This window comes from Pseudomonas kitaguniensis (genome assembly GCF_049199985.1).
Classification (GTDB): domain Bacteria; phylum Pseudomonadota; class Gammaproteobacteria; order Pseudomonadales; family Pseudomonadaceae; genus Aquipseudomonas; species Aquipseudomonas kitaguniensis.
Genome location: NZ_JBLZPT010000001.1, coordinates 224935 through 243508, shown reverse-complemented (window position 1 = coordinate 243508; position 18574 = coordinate 224935). Strand labels below are relative to the sequence as shown.

Annotated in this window: 11 protein-coding genes; 8 read left to right on the top strand and 3 right to left on the bottom strand. The window is 61.0% G+C overall.

Annotated features, from left to right (window positions below; genetic code table 11):
• Window positions 1-17 precede the first annotated feature (17 nt).
• The 4 genes from treC (at window position 18) to ACOZK9_RS01135 (ending at window position 5861) form a co-directional block, all read left to right on the top strand.
• Entirely contained in the window at window positions 18-1664 is a 1647-nt protein-coding gene (gene treC / locus ACOZK9_RS01150; RefSeq protein ID WP_421555114.1) for an alpha,alpha-phosphotrehalase, read from the top strand.
• A gap of 72 nt (window positions 1665-1736) precedes the next feature.
• Complete coding sequence (locus tag ACOZK9_RS01145; protein ID WP_421555113.1) at window positions 1737-2957, top strand: maltoporin; 1221 nt, start codon at window positions 1737-1739, stop codon at window positions 2955-2957.
• Between the two features lie 82 nt (window positions 2958-3039).
• Window positions 3040-5580, top strand: coding sequence for a phosphoenolpyruvate--protein phosphotransferase (gene ptsP / locus ACOZK9_RS01140; RefSeq protein WP_421555112.1), 2541 nt, complete (start codon window positions 3040-3042; stop codon window positions 5578-5580).
• Between the two features lie 2 nt (window positions 5581-5582).
• Window positions 5583-5861, top strand: coding sequence for a PTS sugar transporter subunit IIB (locus ACOZK9_RS01135; protein ID WP_421555111.1), 279 nt, complete (start codon window positions 5583-5585; stop codon window positions 5859-5861).
• Between the two features lie 163 nt (window positions 5862-6024).
• Here the strand turns inward: ACOZK9_RS01135 and mltF are convergent, their stop codons facing one another.
• The gene (gene mltF, locus ACOZK9_RS01130; RefSeq protein WP_058414827.1) at window positions 6025-7485 is read right to left on the bottom strand and encodes a membrane-bound lytic murein transglycosylase MltF; all 1461 of its coding nucleotides are present in this window, start codon (window positions 7483-7485) and stop codon (window positions 6025-6027) included.
• Between the two features lie 286 nt (window positions 7486-7771).
• Between mltF and purL the strand changes: the two genes are divergently transcribed.
• The 4 genes from purL (at window position 7772) to ACOZK9_RS01110 (ending at window position 14157) form a co-directional block, all read left to right on the top strand.
• Window positions 7772-11668 (top strand): phosphoribosylformylglycinamidine synthase, encoded by a 3897-nt coding sequence (gene purL, locus ACOZK9_RS01125; protein ID WP_058414826.1) that lies wholly within the window; start codon window positions 7772-7774, stop codon window positions 11666-11668.
• Window positions 11669-11672: 4 nt separating this feature from the next.
• Entirely contained in the window at window positions 11673-11984 is a 312-nt protein-coding gene (locus tag ACOZK9_RS01120; RefSeq protein WP_058414825.1) for a YqfO family protein, read from the top strand.
• A 197-nt stretch (window positions 11985-12181) separates the two neighbouring features.
• Window positions 12182-12643, top strand: coding sequence for a RidA family protein (locus ACOZK9_RS01115; RefSeq protein ID WP_063613639.1), 462 nt, complete (start codon window positions 12182-12184; stop codon window positions 12641-12643).
• A gap of 575 nt (window positions 12644-13218) precedes the next feature.
• Entirely contained in the window at window positions 13219-14157 is a 939-nt protein-coding gene (locus ACOZK9_RS01110; protein WP_152748767.1) for a pectate lyase family protein, read from the top strand.
• A gap of 158 nt (window positions 14158-14315) precedes the next feature.
• Here ACOZK9_RS01110 and nagE read toward each other — a convergent pair whose 3' ends face one another.
• Both nagE and ptsP (ACOZK9_RS01100) read right to left on the bottom strand, forming a co-directional pair.
• The gene (gene nagE, locus ACOZK9_RS01105) at window positions 14316-16007 is read right to left on the bottom strand and encodes an N-acetylglucosamine-specific PTS transporter subunit IIBC (RefSeq protein ID WP_058414823.1); all 1692 of its coding nucleotides are present in this window, start codon (window positions 16005-16007) and stop codon (window positions 14316-14318) included.
• A 26-nt stretch (window positions 16008-16033) separates the two neighbouring features.
• Entirely contained in the window at window positions 16034-18544 is a 2511-nt protein-coding gene (gene ptsP, locus ACOZK9_RS01100) for a phosphoenolpyruvate--protein phosphotransferase (RefSeq protein ID WP_152748766.1), read from the bottom strand.
• Between the last annotated feature and the right edge of the window lie 30 nt (window positions 18545-18574).

Here is an 18574-nt window from a genome sequence, read left to right as displayed (position 1 = left end):
AAGCTGAAGGAGTCTCCATGCACAACTGGCAGCACTCGGTGATCTACCAGATCTACCCAAAAAGCTTCCACAGCCACGCGGGTAACGCCACCGGTGACCTGCTGGGCATCGTCGAGAAACTCGATTACCTGAAATGGCTCGGCGTGGATTACCTGTGGGTCACCCCGTTCCTGCGCTCGCCGCAACGCGACAATGGCTACGACATCAGCGACTACTACGCCATCGACCCCAGCTACGGGAGCATGGCCGATTGCGACCGGCTGATCAGCGCGGCGGCGAAGCGCGGCATCAAGCTGATGCTCGACATTGTGGTCAACCACACCTCCATCGAGCATGAGTGGTTCCAGCAAGCGCGCAGCAGCCTCGACAACCCGTACCGCGACTTTTATATCTGGCGCGACCAGCCGAACAACTGGCAATCCAAGTTCGGTGGCTCGGCCTGGGAATATGAAGCGCAAACCGGCCAGTACTACCTGCACCTGTTCGACCACACCCAGGCCGACCTGAATTGGGACAACCCCAAGGTGCGCGCCGAGGTGTTCAAGTTGATGCGCTTCTGGCGCGACAAAGGCGTGGGCGGTTTCCGCCTGGACGTGATCAACCTGATCTCCAAGCCCGCCGATTTCCCCGAAGACACCAGTGACGGCCGCCGCTTCTACACCGACGGCCCTAACGTGCATGAATACCTGCAGCAAATGCACCGCGAAGTCTTCGCAGGGCATGACCTGATCAACGTCGGCGAAATGTCGTCGACCCGCCTGGACCACTGCATTCGTTATTCAAACCCGGCGTCGAAAGAGCTGTCGATGACCTTCAACTTTCATCACTTGAAAGTCGATTACCCGAACCTGCAAAAGTGGGTGAAGGCTGATTTTGATTTCTTGCAACTCAAGCAAATTCTTTCCGACTGGCAGATGGGCATGCAGGCCGGCGGCGGCTGGAACGCGTTGTTCTGGTGTAACCATGACCAGCCGCGTGTGGTCTCGCGGTTCGGTGACGACGGCGAGCACCGCGTGGTCTCGGCCAAGATGCTCGCCACTGCATTGCACTTCCTGCACGGCACGCCGTATGTGTACCAGGGCGAAGAAATAGGCATGACCAACCCGGGTTTCGACACGATTGAGCAGTACCGTGATGTCGAGACCTTGAACATCTTCCGCCTCAAGCGCGATGCCGGTGAGACCGAGGCCTCGAGCATGGCGGCAATCATGCAAAAGTCGCGCGATAACGGCCGCACACCGATGCAGTGGAACGCCGAGGCGAATGCCGGTTTCAGCCGTGGCGAACCGTGGATCGGCCTGGCGGCCAACGCGGCGCAGATCAATGTCGAAGCTCAGTTGGATGACCCGGCTTCGGTGCTGCATCACTACCGCGCGCTGATTGCGTTGCGCCGCCACGAGCCGCTGATCCAGACAGGCATTTATCGCCCACTGCTGCAAGACCACCGCCAGGTTTGGGCGTACCTGCGCGAAGGCGAGGGCGAACGCTTGCTGGTGCTGAACAACTTTTACGCCCAACCCTGCGAAATCCAACTGCCCGACCACGTGATCAACGCGGCCACCGAGCAACGCCTGCTGATCAGCAACTACCCCGACAGCCCGGTGCTCACGCGCACGGTGGCGTTGCGCGCTTACGAATCGTTTGTGCTGCACCTCAAGGACTGAGACCCGCTCCAACCCCTGCGTGAGCGTGCAGGGGCGCTTCGCCAAACCATAATAAAAATACCGGAGTGCTTCATGAAAACCACCCTAAAGCTGGGCCTGCTTGCGTCCTGTTTCACTGCCCCATTTGCCGCTGATGCCTTGGAATTTGCCGGTTACTTGCGCAGCGGCGCGGGTACTTCAACCGGCAGTGGCAAGCAGCAATGTTTCCAATTGCCGGGGGCGCAAACCAAATACCGTTTGGGTAACGAATGCGAGCAGTACGCCGAATTTGAAGTGCGTCAGGACCTGCTGACCTTCGATGACGGCTCGGTGCTCAGCGTCGATGCCATGGCGTCGCTGTACAACCAGTACGACCGCGCCCTGAAGTTTCAGGGTGAAGACAACGGCTCGGCGCGCATGCCGCAGATGTACGCGCAATGGTCCAACCTGCCGAGCCTGAATGGCGGTTCGCTGTGGGCCGGTCGGCGTTACTACAAACGTAATGACATCCATATTTCCGACTTCTATTACTGGAACCAGAGCGCCACCGGCGGCGGTGTTGAGGACGTGCTGATCGGCGGCCTCAAGTACAGCTATGCGCTTTCGCGCAAGGACAACCTGTACCAGAAGCAATACGTCACTCGTCACGACTTTAACGTGGCGGGCTTCAAGACCAACCCCGGCGGTGAGCTGGAATTGGGTTGGAGCTACATCGACAAGGCCGGTGGGCGTGACGCCAACAGCGGCTGGGCGCTCACGGCGCAGCACGTGCAGCAAGCGTTCCTCGGCGGCAAAAACAAATTTGCCTTGCAGTACGGTGAAGGCCCCGGCACCGGGTTGGGTTATACCGGCGACACCACTCTGGACAAGAGCAGCAAAAGCTACCGCGCCGTGGAGTTTTTTGACTGGCAGGTGACGCCGCGTTTTGGTGGGCAAATCGAGGCGGTGTACCAAAAGGACGTTCGCGCAGGCCGCCGCGATCAAAACTGGATGTCCATCGGTGTGCGCCCGGCGTATGCCATCAGCGAGCAGTTCAAGCTGGTCAGCGAACTTGGGCACGATCAAGTCGAGGCCGCCGGCGGCACGCGCAAACTGAGCAAATTTACCTTCGCTCCAACCTGGTCGCCTAACGGGGCAGATTTCTGGGCGCGGCCGGAAGTGCGTTTGTACTACACCTATGCCACCTGGAACCAAGCGGCCAAACGCGCGGCGAATGAACTGGCGGCGGGCTCGGCCTTGTCCGACACCGGCGCCTACGGCACGGCGCGGCATGGCTCGAACGTGGGTGTGCAGGTCGAATACTGGTGGGAATAACCCGCACTCAGGTGGGTGAGCTTTATGTGGGATCTGTGCATACACCCAATGATTTTTACAGAACACGACAACAGGTGAAGTGATGACCACAACTCAACCCCTGCAACTGCTGGCGCCCCTGTCCGGCGTGCTGCTGGCGCTGGATCAAGTGCCCGACCCGGTGTTCGCCAGTCGCATGATCGGCGACGGCCTGTGCATTGATCCCACCTCGCAGACCCTTTGCGCGCCGTTGGCCGGCGTGATCAGCAATATCCAGAACAGTGGCCACGCGGTCAGCGTGACCGACGACAACGGTGTGCAGGTGTTGCTGCACATCGGCCTGGATAGCGTGAACCTGGCAGGTCAGGGGTTCACTGCTCTGGTGCAGGAAGGCCAGCGAGTCGCGGTTGGCGAACCGCTGATTGAATTCGATGCTGACTACGTGGCACTTAACGCGCGCAGCCTGTTGACCCTGATGCTGGTAGTCAGCGGCGAGCCGTTTGAGCTGCTGATGCCGGGTGGCGGTGTGGTGGAGGTGGGCCAGCCGCTGCTGCGCGTATCGCCGGGCGATGCGGTGCAAACCGTGGATCAAGAGGGCGGTGAAGCGTTGTTCTCCGAGCCGCTGACCTTGCCCAACGCCAACGGTTTGCACGCACGCCCTGCGGCGGTGCTTGCCCGCGCGGCAAAGGGTTTCAACGCAAGCATTTACCTGCACAAGTACACCCAGCGTGCCAACGCCAAATCGCTGGTAGCGATCATGGCGTTGCAAACGGTGCAGGGCGACACCTTGCAGGTCAGTGCGGCGGGCGAGGATGCCGACGAGGCCATCAAGGCACTCTCCGCGTTGTTGGCCGAAGGCTGCGGTGAGACGGTTGCGGCACCTGCCGGGGTGGTTGAACCGATTGCGCCCGCAGTGCCGGTAGCGTCGGCAAGCGTGCTGCGGGGTGTATGTGCGTCACCGGGGTCGGCGTTTGGCCAAGTGGTTCAAGTGGTTGAGCCTGAACTGAAGATCACCGAACAGGGCGCAGGCGAGGCGGGCGAACGTGCCGCGTTGCAGCGTGGCCTGCTGGCGGCGAGCGAGGCGTTGCGAGCCCTGCAAGCCACGTCGGCCGGCAGCGCGCAGGCACAGATATTCCGTGCCCATCAGGAGTTGCTCGAAGACCCGACCCTGCTTGAGCAAGCGCATGCCCTGCTGGCCAACGGCAAAAGCGCTGCCTTTGCCTGGAGCCGCGCCACGCTGGCGACCGCCACATTGTTCCAGGGCCTGGGCAATGCGCTGCTCGCCGAACGTGCGGCCGATTTGACCGATGTCGGCCAGCGCGTGCTGAAACTGATCCTGGGTATTCAAGACAGCACCTGGGACCTGCCCGAGCAAGCCATCCTGATCGCCGAGCAATTGACGCCCTCGCAAACCGCCAGCCTGGATACGCGCAAGGTCCTGGGTTTTGTCACCGTTGGTGGCGGTGCGACCAGCCACGTGGCGATCCTCGCGCGTGCGCTCGGCCTGCCGGCGTTGTGCGGCGTGCCGGTTGACGTGCTGGCATTGGCCAACGGCAAACAAGTGCTGCTCGATGCCGACAAAGGCGATCTGCACCTGGCACCCGACCTTGCCGAAATCGCCCAACTGCAGGCCGCCCGCCAGCAGCAAGGGCGAAGGCGACAGCGTGAAGTGGCGCAGGCAGCGTTGCCGGCCACCACCCGCGACGGCCATCAGGTTGAGGTCACGGCCAACGTTGCCTCATTACACGAGGTAGAACAGTCGCTGACGCTGGGTGCCGAGGGCGTCGGTTTGCTGCGTTCGGAGTTCCTTTACCTCGACCGCAATCGCGCGCCCAGCCCCGAAGAACAGGCCGGCACCTACTGCGCAATCGCCCGCGCCCTGGGCACCCAGCGCAACCTGGTGGTGCGTACGCTGGACGTGGGTGGCGACAAGCCGTTGGCCTATGTGCCGATGGCAAGCGAGACCAACCCTTTCCTTGGTTTGCGCGGTATTCGCCTGTGTCTGGAGCGCCCTGAACTGTTGCGCGAGCAGTTCCGCGCGATTCTTTCGAGTGCCGGTTTAACGCGGCTGCATATCATGTTGCCGATGGTCAGCCTGCTCTCGGAATTGCACCTGGCGCGCAAGCTTCTGCAGCAGGAAGCGCTGGCGCTGGGGCTCACCGAGCTGCCGAAGCTGGGCATCATGATCGAGGTGCCCTCCGCTGCGTTGATGGCGGATGTGTTTGCGCCGCATGTGGATTTCTTTTCCATCGGCACCAATGACCTGACCCAATACACCCTGGCCATGGACCGCGACCACCCGCGCCTGGCCAGCCAGGCGGATAGCTTTCACCCCTCGGTGCTGCGTTTGATCGCCACCACCGTGAAGGCTGCGCATGCGCATGGCAAGTGGGTGGGTGTGTGCGGTGCGCTCGCGTCCGAAGCACTGGCGGTGCCGGTATTGGTCGGGCTGGGCGTGGATGAGTTGTCGGTGAGTGTGCCGTTGATTCCGACCATTAAAGCTACCGTGCGCGGTGTGGACTTGGCCGACTGCCAGCGCATCGCCCGCCAAGTGCTGGGCCTGGAAGAGGCCGCGCAAGTGCGCGAGGTGTTGCGCGTTTATCACGCGGCTATCGTTGAAACTTCACCTGCTTTGGAGGGCTGAGCATGTTTGAAAAATTACAGCAGGCGTTCTGGAAGGCCCTGACGCCGGATTTGATCGCGGAGACTGCGACGGTGGCGACACCGGGTTTGTTGTCGGCCGATGTGCTGAGTGCGTTGGGCGGGGCGGGTAACCTCAAGTCGCAACAGCGCGTGGCCCTGACGCGGGTGCGCGTGCAGTTGCTGGATGCGGGGCGCCTGAATGCGCAGGCGTTGAAGGCGGCGGGTGTGCCGGCGGTGATGGTATTGGCGGGTGGGGTTGTACACTTGGTCACCGGCCTGTAAGCCAAGCACAGATCAAAATGTGGGAGCGGGCTTGCTCGCGATTGCGGGGTTTCAGATAAGTATTTTTCAACTGACACAGCGCAATCGCGAGCAAGCCCGCTCCCACAGTTGACTGCATTGTATGTTGAAAAAAATCAGTCTCAACCAAATTGCCGGCCAGGATTCACAACTGCGGGTTGTCTTCCGGCGGCTTGGTCTTGTCCACACCCGGCACGTGCAAGTTACCGTCAACCACTTGGTTACCTTCCAACTGCGGTTGCGTCACCCACGTGAGGATGTCGTAGTAACGCCGGATGTTAGCCACAAAATGCACCGGCTCACCGCCACGTGCATAGCCGTAGCGGGTCTTGCTGTACCACTGCTTCTGCGACAGGCGCGGGAGCATCTTTTTCACGTCCAGCCACTTGTTCGGGTTCAGGCCTTCCTTTTTCGCCAGGATTCGCGCGTCGTCCAGGTGGCCGGTGCCGACGTTATAGGCGGCCAGGGCGAACCAGGTGCGGTCCGGCTCGGCGATCTTGTCGTCCAGCTCATCCTTGATCTTGGCCAGGTACTTGGCGCCGCCCATGATGCTTTGCCTGGCATCCAGGCGGTTGGACACGCCCATTGCCTGGGCCGTGTTCTGGGTCAGCATCATCAGGCCGCGTACGCCGGTCTTGGAGGTGACGGCCGGTTGCCATAGCGATTCCTGATAGCCGATGGCTGCGAGCAAGCGCCAATCGACCTTTTCTTCCTTGGCATACGCGCGAAAGTGCTTTTCATACTTGGGCAGGCGCTGCTGCAAATGCTGCGCGAAGGTGTAGGCGCCGACGTAGCCGAGTACATCCACGTGCCCGTAATAGCGGTCTTTGAGGCGCTGCAGGGTGCCGTTTTTTTCGACCTTGTCGAGGTAGCTGTTGATCTCGTTGAGCAGGCTGTTGTCATCGCCTGCCGCCACGGCCCAGCTCTGGTTGCTGGCATTGCCGAGGTCGAACGCCACGCGCACGTTGGGGAAGTACACCTGGTTCATCGCGACTTCATTGGAGTCCACCAGCGTCAGGTCGATTTGCCCCTCGTCGACCATGCGCAGCAAGTCGACCACCTCAACCGCGTCGGACTCTTCGTATTCAATCGCCGGGTTCTGCTTTTTCAGCGCGGCCAATTGCTCAGCGTGGGTGCTGCCTTTAAGCACCATGATCTTCTTGCCCACCAAGTCCGCCGCACTGGTCGGGCGGGACTGGCCATTGCGGTAGATGATCTGCGGGGTCACTTCGAGGTAAGGATGCGAGAAACGCACCTGTTGTTCGCGCTGCTCGCTGCTGACCAGGCCGGCGGCGGCGAGCACCGGGCCCTTGGGCTTGCCCAACTGGCCGAACAGGTCATCGAGGTTGTCGGCGGTCTCGATCTCAAGCTTCACCCCCAGGTCGTCGGCAAAACGCTTGACCAGTTCGTATTCGAAACCGGTTTCACCGTTGCGGTCCTGGAAATAAGTCGCCGGGCTGTTCCGGGTAATCACCCGCAATACGCCATCCTCCTTGATTCGCTCGAGCGTGCTGGGTTTATCAACACAGGCGCTGAGCATCAGGAAGAGTCCGGTTGCGATGAGCCATTTAGCGCATCGCGGGCGCAAAGCAGTAGGGGAGAACATCTGCGCAGTATACGCAAACGACCCACGGCGCCATATCTCGACAGCACGGGGCTTGTCTGCTAGCACCCGCAAAACCGGGCTGAAGCCCGCAGAAACGTGGGCTGGCGAAGGTTTGTGACGGTTAAAATAACTGCGCGCAATGTCCGCGATACTGCCCTGATACCGTGCAAACCTTGCCAACTGACGTTCGGCAGCGGCCAGCGGTACCGTTTCGGGTGCCGTTGGCGCAGGTTTACGCTAGAATGCACGGCCTCAAAGCACACCCCTTCCCGAGGCTGTCCCGAAGATGTTGATCCTGCGCGGCGCTCCTGCCCTTTCTGCCTTTCGCCACAGCAAACTCCTTGAACAACTGAGCCAAAAGGTTCCAGCGGTTACAGGCCTGTATGCTGAATTTGCTCACTTCGCCGACGTTACCGGCGTGTTGACCGCCGACGAACAGCAAGTGCTCGCACGCCTTCTGAAGTACGGTCCCAGCGTTCCTGTTCAAGAGCCTGACGGCCGCTTGTTCCTGGTGCTGCCACGGTTCGGCACCATTTCGCCCTGGTCGAGCAAGGCCAGCGACATCGCCCGCAACTGTGGCCTGGAAAAAATCCAGCGCCTGGAACGCGGTATTGCCTTCTATGTAGCAGGGCAGTTCAGCGATGCCGAGGCCGAGCTGATCGCCAGCAGCCTGCACGACCGCATGACCCAGATCATCGTCAGCCAGTTGGAACAGGCTGCCGGCCTGTTCAGCCACGCCGCGCCCAAGCCGCTGACCGCGATTGACGTGCTCGGCGGTGGCCGCGCCGCTCTCGAGAAGGCCAACACCGAACTGGGCCTGGCGCTCGCCGAAGACGAGATCGACTACCTGGTCGACGCCTTCAACGGTTTGAAACGCAACCCGCACGACATCGAACTGATGATGTTCGCGCAGGCCAACTCCGAGCACTGCCGTCACAAGATCTTCAACGCCAGTTGGGACATCGACGGTCAGAGCCAGGAAAAAAGCCTGTTCGGCATGATCAAGAACACCTACGTGATGCACAGCGAAGGTGTTCTGTCGGCTTATAAAGACAACGCCTCGGTGATCGTCGGCAGTGTTGCCGGGCGTTTCTTCCCGGACCCTGAAACCCGCCAGTACGGCGCGGTGCAGGAGCCGGTGCACATCCTGATGAAGGTTGAAACCCACAACCACCCGACCGCGATTGCCCCGTTCCCTGGCGCAGCCACCGGTTCCGGCGGCGAGATTCGCGACGAAGGTGCAACCGGGCGTGGCGCCAAGCCAAAGGCGGGCCTCACCGGTTTTACCGTGTCCAACCTGCAAATTCCGGGTTTCGAACAGCCGTGGGAAGTGCCGTACGGCAAGCCCGAGCGCATCGTTACCGCGCTGGACATCATGATCGAAGGCCCACTGGGCGGCGCCGCGTTCAACAACGAATTCGGGCGCCCGGCGCTGACCGGCTACTTCCGTACCTTCGAGCAGTCCATCACTACACCGCGTGGCGATGAAGTGCGCGGCTACCACAAGCCGATCATGTTGGCCGGCGGCATGGGCAACATCCGTGAAGAACACGTACAGAAAGCCGAGATTCTGGTCGGCTCCAAGCTGATCGTCCTCGGCGGCCCGGCGATGTTGATCGGCCTCGGCGGCGGCGCTGCGTCCTCCATGGCCACCGGCACCAGCTCGGCTGACCTGGATTTCGCCTCCGTACAACGCGAAAACCCGGAAATGGAACGCCGCTGCCAGGAAGTCATCGACCGTTGCTGGCAGTTGGGTGACAAGAACCCGATCAGCTTCATCCACGACGTCGGCGCGGGCGGTTTGTCCAACGCCTTCCCGGAACTGGTCAACGATGGCGAGCGCGGTGGCCGTTTCGAACTGCGCAATATTCCAAACGACGAGCCGGGCATGGCCCCGCACGAAATCTGGAGCAACGAATCCCAGGAACGTTACGTGCTGGCCGTTGGCCCTGAAGACTTTGCGCGCTTCCAGGCCATCTGCGAACGCGAGCGCTGCCCGTTTGCCGTGGTCGGCGAAGCCACTGCCGAGCCGCAACTGACGGTTACCGACAGCCACTTCGGCAACAACCCGGTCGACATGCCGCTCGAAGTGCTGCTGGGCAAAGCCCCGCGCATGCACCGTTCGGCCGTGCGTGAAGCCGAGTTGGGCGATGACTTCGACCCAAGTTCGCTGGAACTGGCCGACAGCATCGAACGCGTGCTGCACCACCCCGCTGTGGCGAGCAAAAGCTTCCTGATCACCATCGGCGACCGCACCATCACTGGCCTGGTTGCGCGTGACCAAATGGTTGGCCCGTGGCAGGTGCCGGTGGCTGACGTTGCCGTCACCGCCACCAGCTTCGACGTCTACACCGGTGAAGCCATGGCCATGGGCGAGCGTACGCCGCTGGCCCTGCTGGACGCCCCGGCGTCGGGCCGCATGGCGATTGGTGAAACCCTCACCAACATTGCCGCGTCGCGCATCGGCAAGCTGTCCGACATTAAACTGTCGGCCAACTGGATGTCCGCCGCCGGCCACCCCGGTGAAGACGCGCGCCTGTATGACACTGTGAAAGCAGTCGGCATGGAGCTGTGCCCGGAGCTGGGGATCACCATTCCGGTGGGCAAGGACTCGATGTCCATGGCCACCCGTTGGAACGATGAAGGCACCGACAAGAGCGTTACTTCGCCGCTGTCGCTGATCGTCACCGGTTTTGCACCGGTTACCGACATCCGCCAGACCCTGACCCCGCAACTGCGCATGGACAAGGGTACCACCGACCTGATCCTGATCGACCTCGGCCGTGGCCAGAACCGCATGGGCGCCTCGATCCTCGCGCAAACCCACGGCAAGCTCGGCAAACACGCGCCGGACGTGGATGACGCCGAAGACCTCAAAGCCTTCTTCGCCGTGATCCAGGGCCTGAATGCCGACGGCCACCTGCTGGCTTACCACGACCGCTCCGACGGTGGTTTGCTGACCAGCGTGGTAGAGATGGCCTTCGCCGGCCACTGCGGCCTGAACATCGTGCTCGACAGCGTTGCCGAGGATGCGTTTGAAATCAACGGCATCCTGTTCAACGAAGAGTTGGGCGCAGTGATTCAGGTGCGCCAGGACGCAACCCCGGACGTGCTCGCGCAATTCAGCGCCGCTGGCCTGGACGACTGCGTGGCGGTGATCGGCCAGCCGATCAACAACGGTGAAATCAATATCTCCTTCAATGGCGATACCGTGTTTGCCGGCCAGCGCCGTTTGCTGCAACGCCAATGGGCTGAAACCAGCTACCAGATCCAGCGTCTGCGCGACAACGTTGAGTGCGCCGAGCAGGAATTCGACGCGATCCTGGAAGAAGACAACCCGGGCCTGAGCACCACGCTCAGCTTCGACGTCAACCAGGACATCGCCGCGCCTTACATCAAAAAAGGCATTCGCCCACAAGTGGCCGTACTGCGTGAGCAGGGCGTCAACGGCCAGGTGGAAATGGCGGCCGCGTTCGACCGCGCCGGTTTTAATGCGATTGACGTGCACATGAGCGACATCCTCGCCGGTCGCGTTGACCTCAACGAGTTCAAAGGCCTCGTTGCCTGCGGTGGTTTCTCCTACGGCGACGTATTGGGTGCCGGTGAAGGCTGGGCCAAATCGGCCCTGTTCAACAGCCGTGCCCGCGATGCGTTCCAGGGCTTCTTCGAGCGCAACGACAGCTTCACACTGGGCGTGTGCAACGGTTGCCAGATGATGTCCAACCTCAGCGAACTGATCCCGGGCAGCGAGTTCTGGCCGCACTTTGTGCGTAACCGTTCCGAGCAGTTCGAAGCCCGTGTCGCCATGGTGCAAGTGCAGGAGTCCAACTCGATCTTCCTGCAAGGCATGGCCGGTTCGCGCATGCCAATCGCCATCGCCCACGGTGAAGGCCATGCCGAGTTTGAAAACGAAGAAGCCTTGCTCGAAGCCGACCTGTCCGGCTGCGTGGCCATGCGTTTCGTCGACAACCACGGCAAGGTTACCGAAACCTACCCGGCCAACCCGAACGGCTCGCCGCGCGGGATCACCGGCCTCACCAGCCGCGACGGTCGTGTGACCATCATGATGCCGCACCCGGAGCGTGTATTCCGCGCTGTGCAAAACTCGTGGCGCCCGGAAGAGTGGGACGAAGACGGCGCCTGGATGCGCATGTTCCGCAACGCTCGCGTGTGGGTGAACTAAGGCGGTGTACAAGCTTGCCTTCTTTGTGCCCACAAGCCATGTGGAGACGGTGAAAACCGCCGTCTTCGCAGCGGGTGGCGGGCGCATCGGCGACTACGACAGCTGCGCCTGGCAAGTGCTGGGCCAAGGCCAGTTTCGCGCGTTGGACGGCAGCCAGCCGTTTATCGGGCACGTCGGCCAGGTTGAAGTGGTTGAAGAATGGAAGGTGGAGCTGGTGGTGGCGGATGAGTTGATGGTGGCTGTCGTGGCTGCGCTCAAGCTAAGCCATCCCTACGAGACACCGGCGTATGAGGTGTGGCAACTGGCGGATTTTTGATCCGACGGCTGTGAAACGAGAAACCCGCTGGGCCATCACGGACAGCGGGTTTTTTGTGCCTGGAAAACAGAAACTCCCTACAGAGGCTTTGTCGCCAGCGACGGTAGTGTGCCGCTCGGGTGCTTCGAGACAACGTATCCGCATCAGTGGCCGCGTGGATGTCTCGGGCTTGGACCCAGTCGAGAAGGTGTTCCTAGATGAAGAAGAACCAGTGGATCGCAGGCAGTGCTCTGGCGGCTATGTTGATGGGTGCCGGAGCCGCTTGGGCCGTTAAGCCCGAGGCCAAGGGCAACGTCCAGTTTTACGATTCCGGGCGTTTTGACCTGCCATTCTCGGATGGCGTACGTGTAGGCAATGTGTTCTACACCGCCGGGGAAATCGGCGACGCTCACGGTGCCGACAAAGTGGTGCCAGGCGGTATCGTGCCGGAATCGCGCCAGGCGTTGGAAAACATCAAAACCACGCTCAAAGCCAACGGCTATGCGATGACCGACGTCGTGAAGTGCACGGTTTTCCTGGAAGATATTAAGGACTGGCCAGCTTTCAACGACGTCTACAAAGAGTATTTCAAAAAGCCTTACCCGGCGCGTAGTGCGTTCGGCGGCACCCAGTTGGCCTGGAGTGCCAAGATGGAAATTGAGTGCATTGCGGCGAAGTGATGCGTTCGGATTGATTCGCTGGTTGTGAAACTGGAAACCCGCTGGGCCAATGTGGTCAGCGGGTTTTTTGTTGGCTGTCAGGGCCTCATCGGGAGCAAGCCCCCTCCCACATTGGCGTGATGTAGTACAGACAACCCGGTCAACTGTGGGAGGGGGCTTGCTCCCGATGAGGCCTAAGATATTTCTTACAAACCTTTCAGGTTGCCCCTCGAAACTGACGTCACTAAGGGGTGGCTGTGCGCGGGAGACCTTAGGGTCACCGGGGTCCTGGCGACTCGGTCTTGCAGGCCCGTGCACAGCTGCCACCCATCAACTGCAAGTGGTGCCGGTAGCTCCCATTTTTGCCAGGAGTTTTACCATGGTCAAAGACAGTCCAAATCTTCCGCTGGGCGCGGAGCGTCCAAGGCGGCATTACCACGCTGAGCGTGGGAAAGATCATGTGAAGTTAATCGGGTTGACGGTGATGTTTTTATAAATTACTGTATGAATGTACAGTAAATGTGCACATGGCCAGGACGGCCATGTTTCATTCTTGACCCGAATAACCGGGTCTTATGATTTAAGAGAGGGAACTCATGTCTTATCCAGAAAGCAAACTCACTGGCCTCACCGGCTTTGCCAAAGCCGCTAAAGTGACCGGCGGCTGGTCCGGCCCGGTTGTCAGTATCACCACCCTTGATCAACTCAAAGCCAATATCGGTGATGCCACACCGCGCGTGTTGGTGATCAACAGCAATATCTCAACCTCCAGCCTGACCAAAGTTTCCCTGGGCTCGAACAAAACCCTGGTCGGTTCTTTCCAGAACCGTACGCTCAATAACATCCACTTTCGGGCGACCGCCGCTTCGCAGAACATTATTTTTCAAAACATCATCTTCCAGCATTCCGCCAGCATCAAAGACAACGATGACATCCAGCTGTACCTCAACTACGGCAGCAAGTACTGGATCGACCATTGCTCCTTTGTAGGCCATGGCTGGTCCACCAACGATGGCAGCCTCGACAAGCTGCTGTACATCGGCGACAAGGCTGACTACACGACCATCAGCAACTGCTTCTTTGGCAGCCACAAGTACGGTTTGATCCTTGGCCACCCGACCGATGACAACAACACCGCTTTTAATGGTTTCCCACGCCTGACGATTTGCCATAACCGCTTTGAAAACATGGAAGTGCGTGCACCGGGGTTGATGCGTTATGGCTACTTCCACGTCTATAACAACTACATCAACAAGTTTCACCTCGGTTTTACGCTGGCGCAAAACGCCAACATTCTTTCCGAGAGCAACCACTTCGGTGAGGGCAGCGAGAATAAAGGCATGTTGGATGATAAAGGCAACGGCACATTTACCGACATTGGCAGTGTGCCTGCGATCACTAATCAGAAGTCGCCAAAAGCGCAGTGGACGGCTTCTTCCAACTACACTTACGCCTTGAAAACCGCCGCACAAGCGAAGGACTTTACGGTGAAAAATGCGGGGGCACAGTCGGCGAACCTGGTGTTTGGCGGCTAAAGCGATCTGCAACCAGGCGCCTGAGTTATTGGGCGTCTGTTGAACCCATCGCGAGCAAGGCCGCTCCCACATTTTGATTTGTGAACACATTCAAATGTGGGAGCGGCGGTGCGACGATTCGACTTGCTCGCGATTGGGCCATAACAGCCACTACACCTCTAAACCCTGCCACCCACCAACCGTGCCAACGCCTCACCCAACCCCGAAGCATTGTCACCCACCAGCAGGTGCAAAACACCGCCGTCCAGTCGACTGACGCCTTGGCAACCAAGCGCGGTGAGCTGATCGTGCGACACCACCGATTCATCCCCCAACTCTACGCGCAACCGGGTCATCGCCACCGCTTGTAACTGGCGCACATTGGCCCGACCGCCCAAGGCATTCAGCCATTCTTCGGCCTCCTGCTCATTCACCGCAATCGGCTTATCCACCGCTGCGACCGCGACAGGCACCGTCGCCACAAAGGCGGGCATCGCCAAGCGAATCTCATCGGCGATGCTGTCCGCCATCGGCCCGACCACTACCTGCAAGCTCCCGCCATTGCCTGGCCGAACCACGGCCATGGCGCCGAGTGCTTTCAGTTCGGAGTCGACCACCTTGTTGCGGTCGCGCATGTCCAACCGCAAGCGCGTGGTACACGCGCCCACACTCAGCAGATTGTCCGCGCCGCCCAGCGCACGGATGTACGCGCTGGCGCGTTGGTTGTCGCTCATCGCTTCGGCCTGCACCACCGGAATATCTTCACGGCCTGGCGTCTTCAAGTTAAAGCGGCGAATGCAGTAGTTGAACACGCTGTAGTAGATCACCGCGTAAGCCAGCCCGACCGGGAACACCAGCCAACCATTGGTGGACTTGCCCCAGCCCAGCACCATGTCGATAAACCCGCCGGAGAAGGTAAAGCCCAAGTGGATATTCAACAGGTTGGTCACCGCCATCGACAGGCCGGTGAGCAGCGCGTGGACCAAATACAAAAACGGCGCGAGGAACATGAACGCAAATTCAATCGGCTCGGTCACCCCGGTCAAGAACGAGGTCAGCGCCATCGAGAGGAAAATCCCGCCCATCACTTTGCGCCGCTCCGGCAATGCGTTGCGGTACATCGCCAGGCACGCGGCGGGCAGGCCGAACAGCATCACCGGGAACATGCCGGTCATGAACTGGCCGCCTTTCGGGTCGCCGGCAAAGTAGCGGGTCAGGTCGCCGGTGACGACGGCGCCGGTCACCGGGTCGGTAAAGCTGCCGAACACAAACCACGCCATGTTGTTGAGGATATGGTGCAGGCCGGTGACGATCAGCAGGCGGTTGAACACGCCGAACACGAACGCGCCGAAGCTGCCGCTTTCCATCAGCAACACGCCAAAGCTGTTGATACCTTGCTGAATCGGCGGCCAGATCAGGCCGAATATCACCCCTAAGCCCACCGCACTGAAGCCGGTGACAATCGGCACAAACCGCCGCCCACCAAAGAAGGCGAGGTAATCCGGCAGCTTGATGTCCTTGAAGCGGTTGTACAGCCCGCCCGCCATCAAGCCGCTGGCGATACCGGCGAGCATGCCCATGTTGATGCTGGTGTCCATCACCTTGAGCGTGGAGACCATCACCAAGTAGCCAATCGCACCCGCCAGGCCCGCCGTGCCGTTATTGTCGCGGGCAAAACCCACGGCAATGCCGATGGCGAAGATCAGCGCCAGGTTGGCGAAGATCGCCTGCCCGGCGTCGTGCATCACGGCGATGTTCAACAGGTCGGTGTCGCCCAGGCGCAGCAAGAGGCCGGCGATGGGCAAGATTGCGATCGGCAGCATCAGCGCGCGGCCGAGGCGTTGCAAGCCTTCGATAAAATGTTGGTACATGGCGTGTCTCCCTTTTTTTTTTGTTGTCAGCTCAGCGGCCAGTGGTGGTGACAGGCTTGGCGAACGGCTTTGGCGCTGCTCAGGTCGAGCAGGCCTTGGCTCAATTGCCGGCATTGCGTCGCGTCCAGGTGGCGGACGCGGTCTTTGATTTCGCCGATTTGCGGCGGGCTGACCGACAGCTCGCGCACGCCCAGGCCGATAAGCACCGGCGTGGCCAGCGGGTCGGACGCGAGCGCGCCGCATACACCCACCCAACGGCCATGTTTGGCTGCGCCCAGGCAGGTTTGCGCGATCAGTCGCAACAGCGCCGGGTGCAAGGCATCGACCCGCGCGGCGAGGCCTGCGTGGTCGCGGTCCATGGCCAGGGTGTACTGGGAAAGGTCATTGGTGCCGATCGACAAAAAGTCTGCGTGCTCAGCCAATTGCTCGGCCATCAGCGCGGCAGCGGGCACTTCGATCATCACCCCCAGTTGCGGGCGTTGGGTCAGTTCCAGCTCTGCGCACAACTCATCCAGACGCCGGCGGATTTGCAGCAGTTCGTCGACTTCGCTGACCATCGGCAACAGGATGCGGCAGCGTTCAAGCGGGCGCACGTGCAGCAGCGCGCGCAGTTGTTGGTCGAGCACATCCGGGCGCACTTGGGCCAGGCGAATGCCGCGCAGGCCCAGCACCGGGTTGGCTTCGACCGGCAGCGGCAGGTAGTCGAGTTGTTTGTCGCCGCCCACGTCGATGGTGCGGATGATCACCGACCTGTCGCCCATGGCATCCAGCACGGCTTGATAGGCCTGGCGCTGCTCCTGTTCATCCGGCGCGGTGCGGCGGTCGACGAAGAGAAATTCTGTGCGCAAAAGGCCAACACCCTCCGCGCCGTTTTCAAATGCCACCTCGGCTTCGGCACTGGAGGCGACATTGGCGGCGACTTCGATGCGCACGCCATCGCGGGTTTGCGCAGGCTGTTGGGCGTGGGCCTGTTGCTGTTGGCGACGCAGCGTTTGCGCCTCGCGAAGCTGGTGCACTTCGGCGTGGCGCGCCGCGTTGGGTGCAAGTTCCAGGCGGCCGTTGGCAGCATCCAGCACCACGCGTTGGCCTTGTGGCACATCCAGCAGTTCGGCGCCCAGCGCGACCACGCAGGGCAAGCCTTTGCCGCGCGCGAGGATGGCGACGTGGGACGTCGCGCCGCCTTCGGCCATGCAGATGCCGGCTGCGTTTTGCGCACTCAGTTGCAGCAGGTCCGAGGGGGTCAGTTCATGCGCGCTGACGATTGCGCCAGCAGGCAGTTCGACGTGCCAGGTTTCACCCAGCAGCGCACGTAATACACGCTGTTGCAGGTCGCGCAGGTCGTTGGAGCGCTCGGCAAACAGTGGCTTGCCCAATGCCAGCAACACCGCGCACTGCGCCTGTATCGCATCGCGCCAGGCGTGGGTGGCGGCGCTGCCGTCTTCGATGGCCGCGGTGGCTGCTTGCAGTAACGCTGGGTCTTCGAGCAGGGCCAGGTGCGCCGCGAATATCTCCTCTTCCTCGACCTGCTTGCGCTGCCGGGCATGGTTCAGCGTGGTGCGGATTTCGTCGCGCACTTGCTCAAGCGCTGCGTGCAGCCGTTGCAATTGTTCAGCGGCGACGTGGTTGCCAGTGTCGTGCGCCAACTCGATGCCGGTAAGGCGAAACAGCGGCCCGCAGGCCAGCCCCGGCGCCGCACACACACCGTGCAATACCCCGGCTTCGGTATTGACCCGACGTACAGCGACCACAACCGGTGCGTGGTGTTCTTCTTTGATAGCGACCGACAGCGCGGCGACCAACGCCTGCAACGCGGCTTCGGCATCCTGGCCGCGGCAGCTGAGGCGCACCTCATCGCCTTCGCCAATGCCCAGCCCCATCAAGCCGATCAAACTGTCGCACGTCGCCGACTTACCGGCGAAATGCAGCTGCGCCTGGCTGCTGAAACCTTGCGCGGTCTTGCGGATTAACGCGGCGGGGCGCGCATGCAGGCCGCCACGGTGAGTAATGCGCACGCTGGCGCTGACTTCCGCGACCGAGTTATCCACAGCCGTCTGCGTTGTGCTGGTTGAGCGCGCCACAATCTGCAACAACGGCTCGCCAACCTTCACGGTTTTGCCGGCAATCGGCCGCAGTTCAAAGTCATCGCTATTGGTCAGAATGATCAGGCTGACCAGGCTTTTGCACTGGCGCGCAACGCGGTCCAGATCAAACTGCACCAGCGCCTGCCCAGCGCTCACCCGCGCACCTTCCTGCACCAGCACGGTAAACCCTTCGCCCTTCAACTCCACCGTGTCGATGCCCACATGCAGCAACACCTCGGCACCGTTTTCGGCGCGAATGCTCAGCGCATGCCCGGTGCGCGCAACCTGCATGATCACCCCGTCACACGGCGCGTGCAGGCAGCCATTCAGCGGGTCGATGCCGATGCCGTCGCCCAGCGTGCCGCTGGCGAACACTTCATCGGGAACATTGCGCAGGCTCAGCACCGGCCCGCTTAAGGGGGCGCTGAGGGTCAGTTGATTATTGTTGTTGGACATGGGCACGGTACTCATCAGGAAAACGCTGCA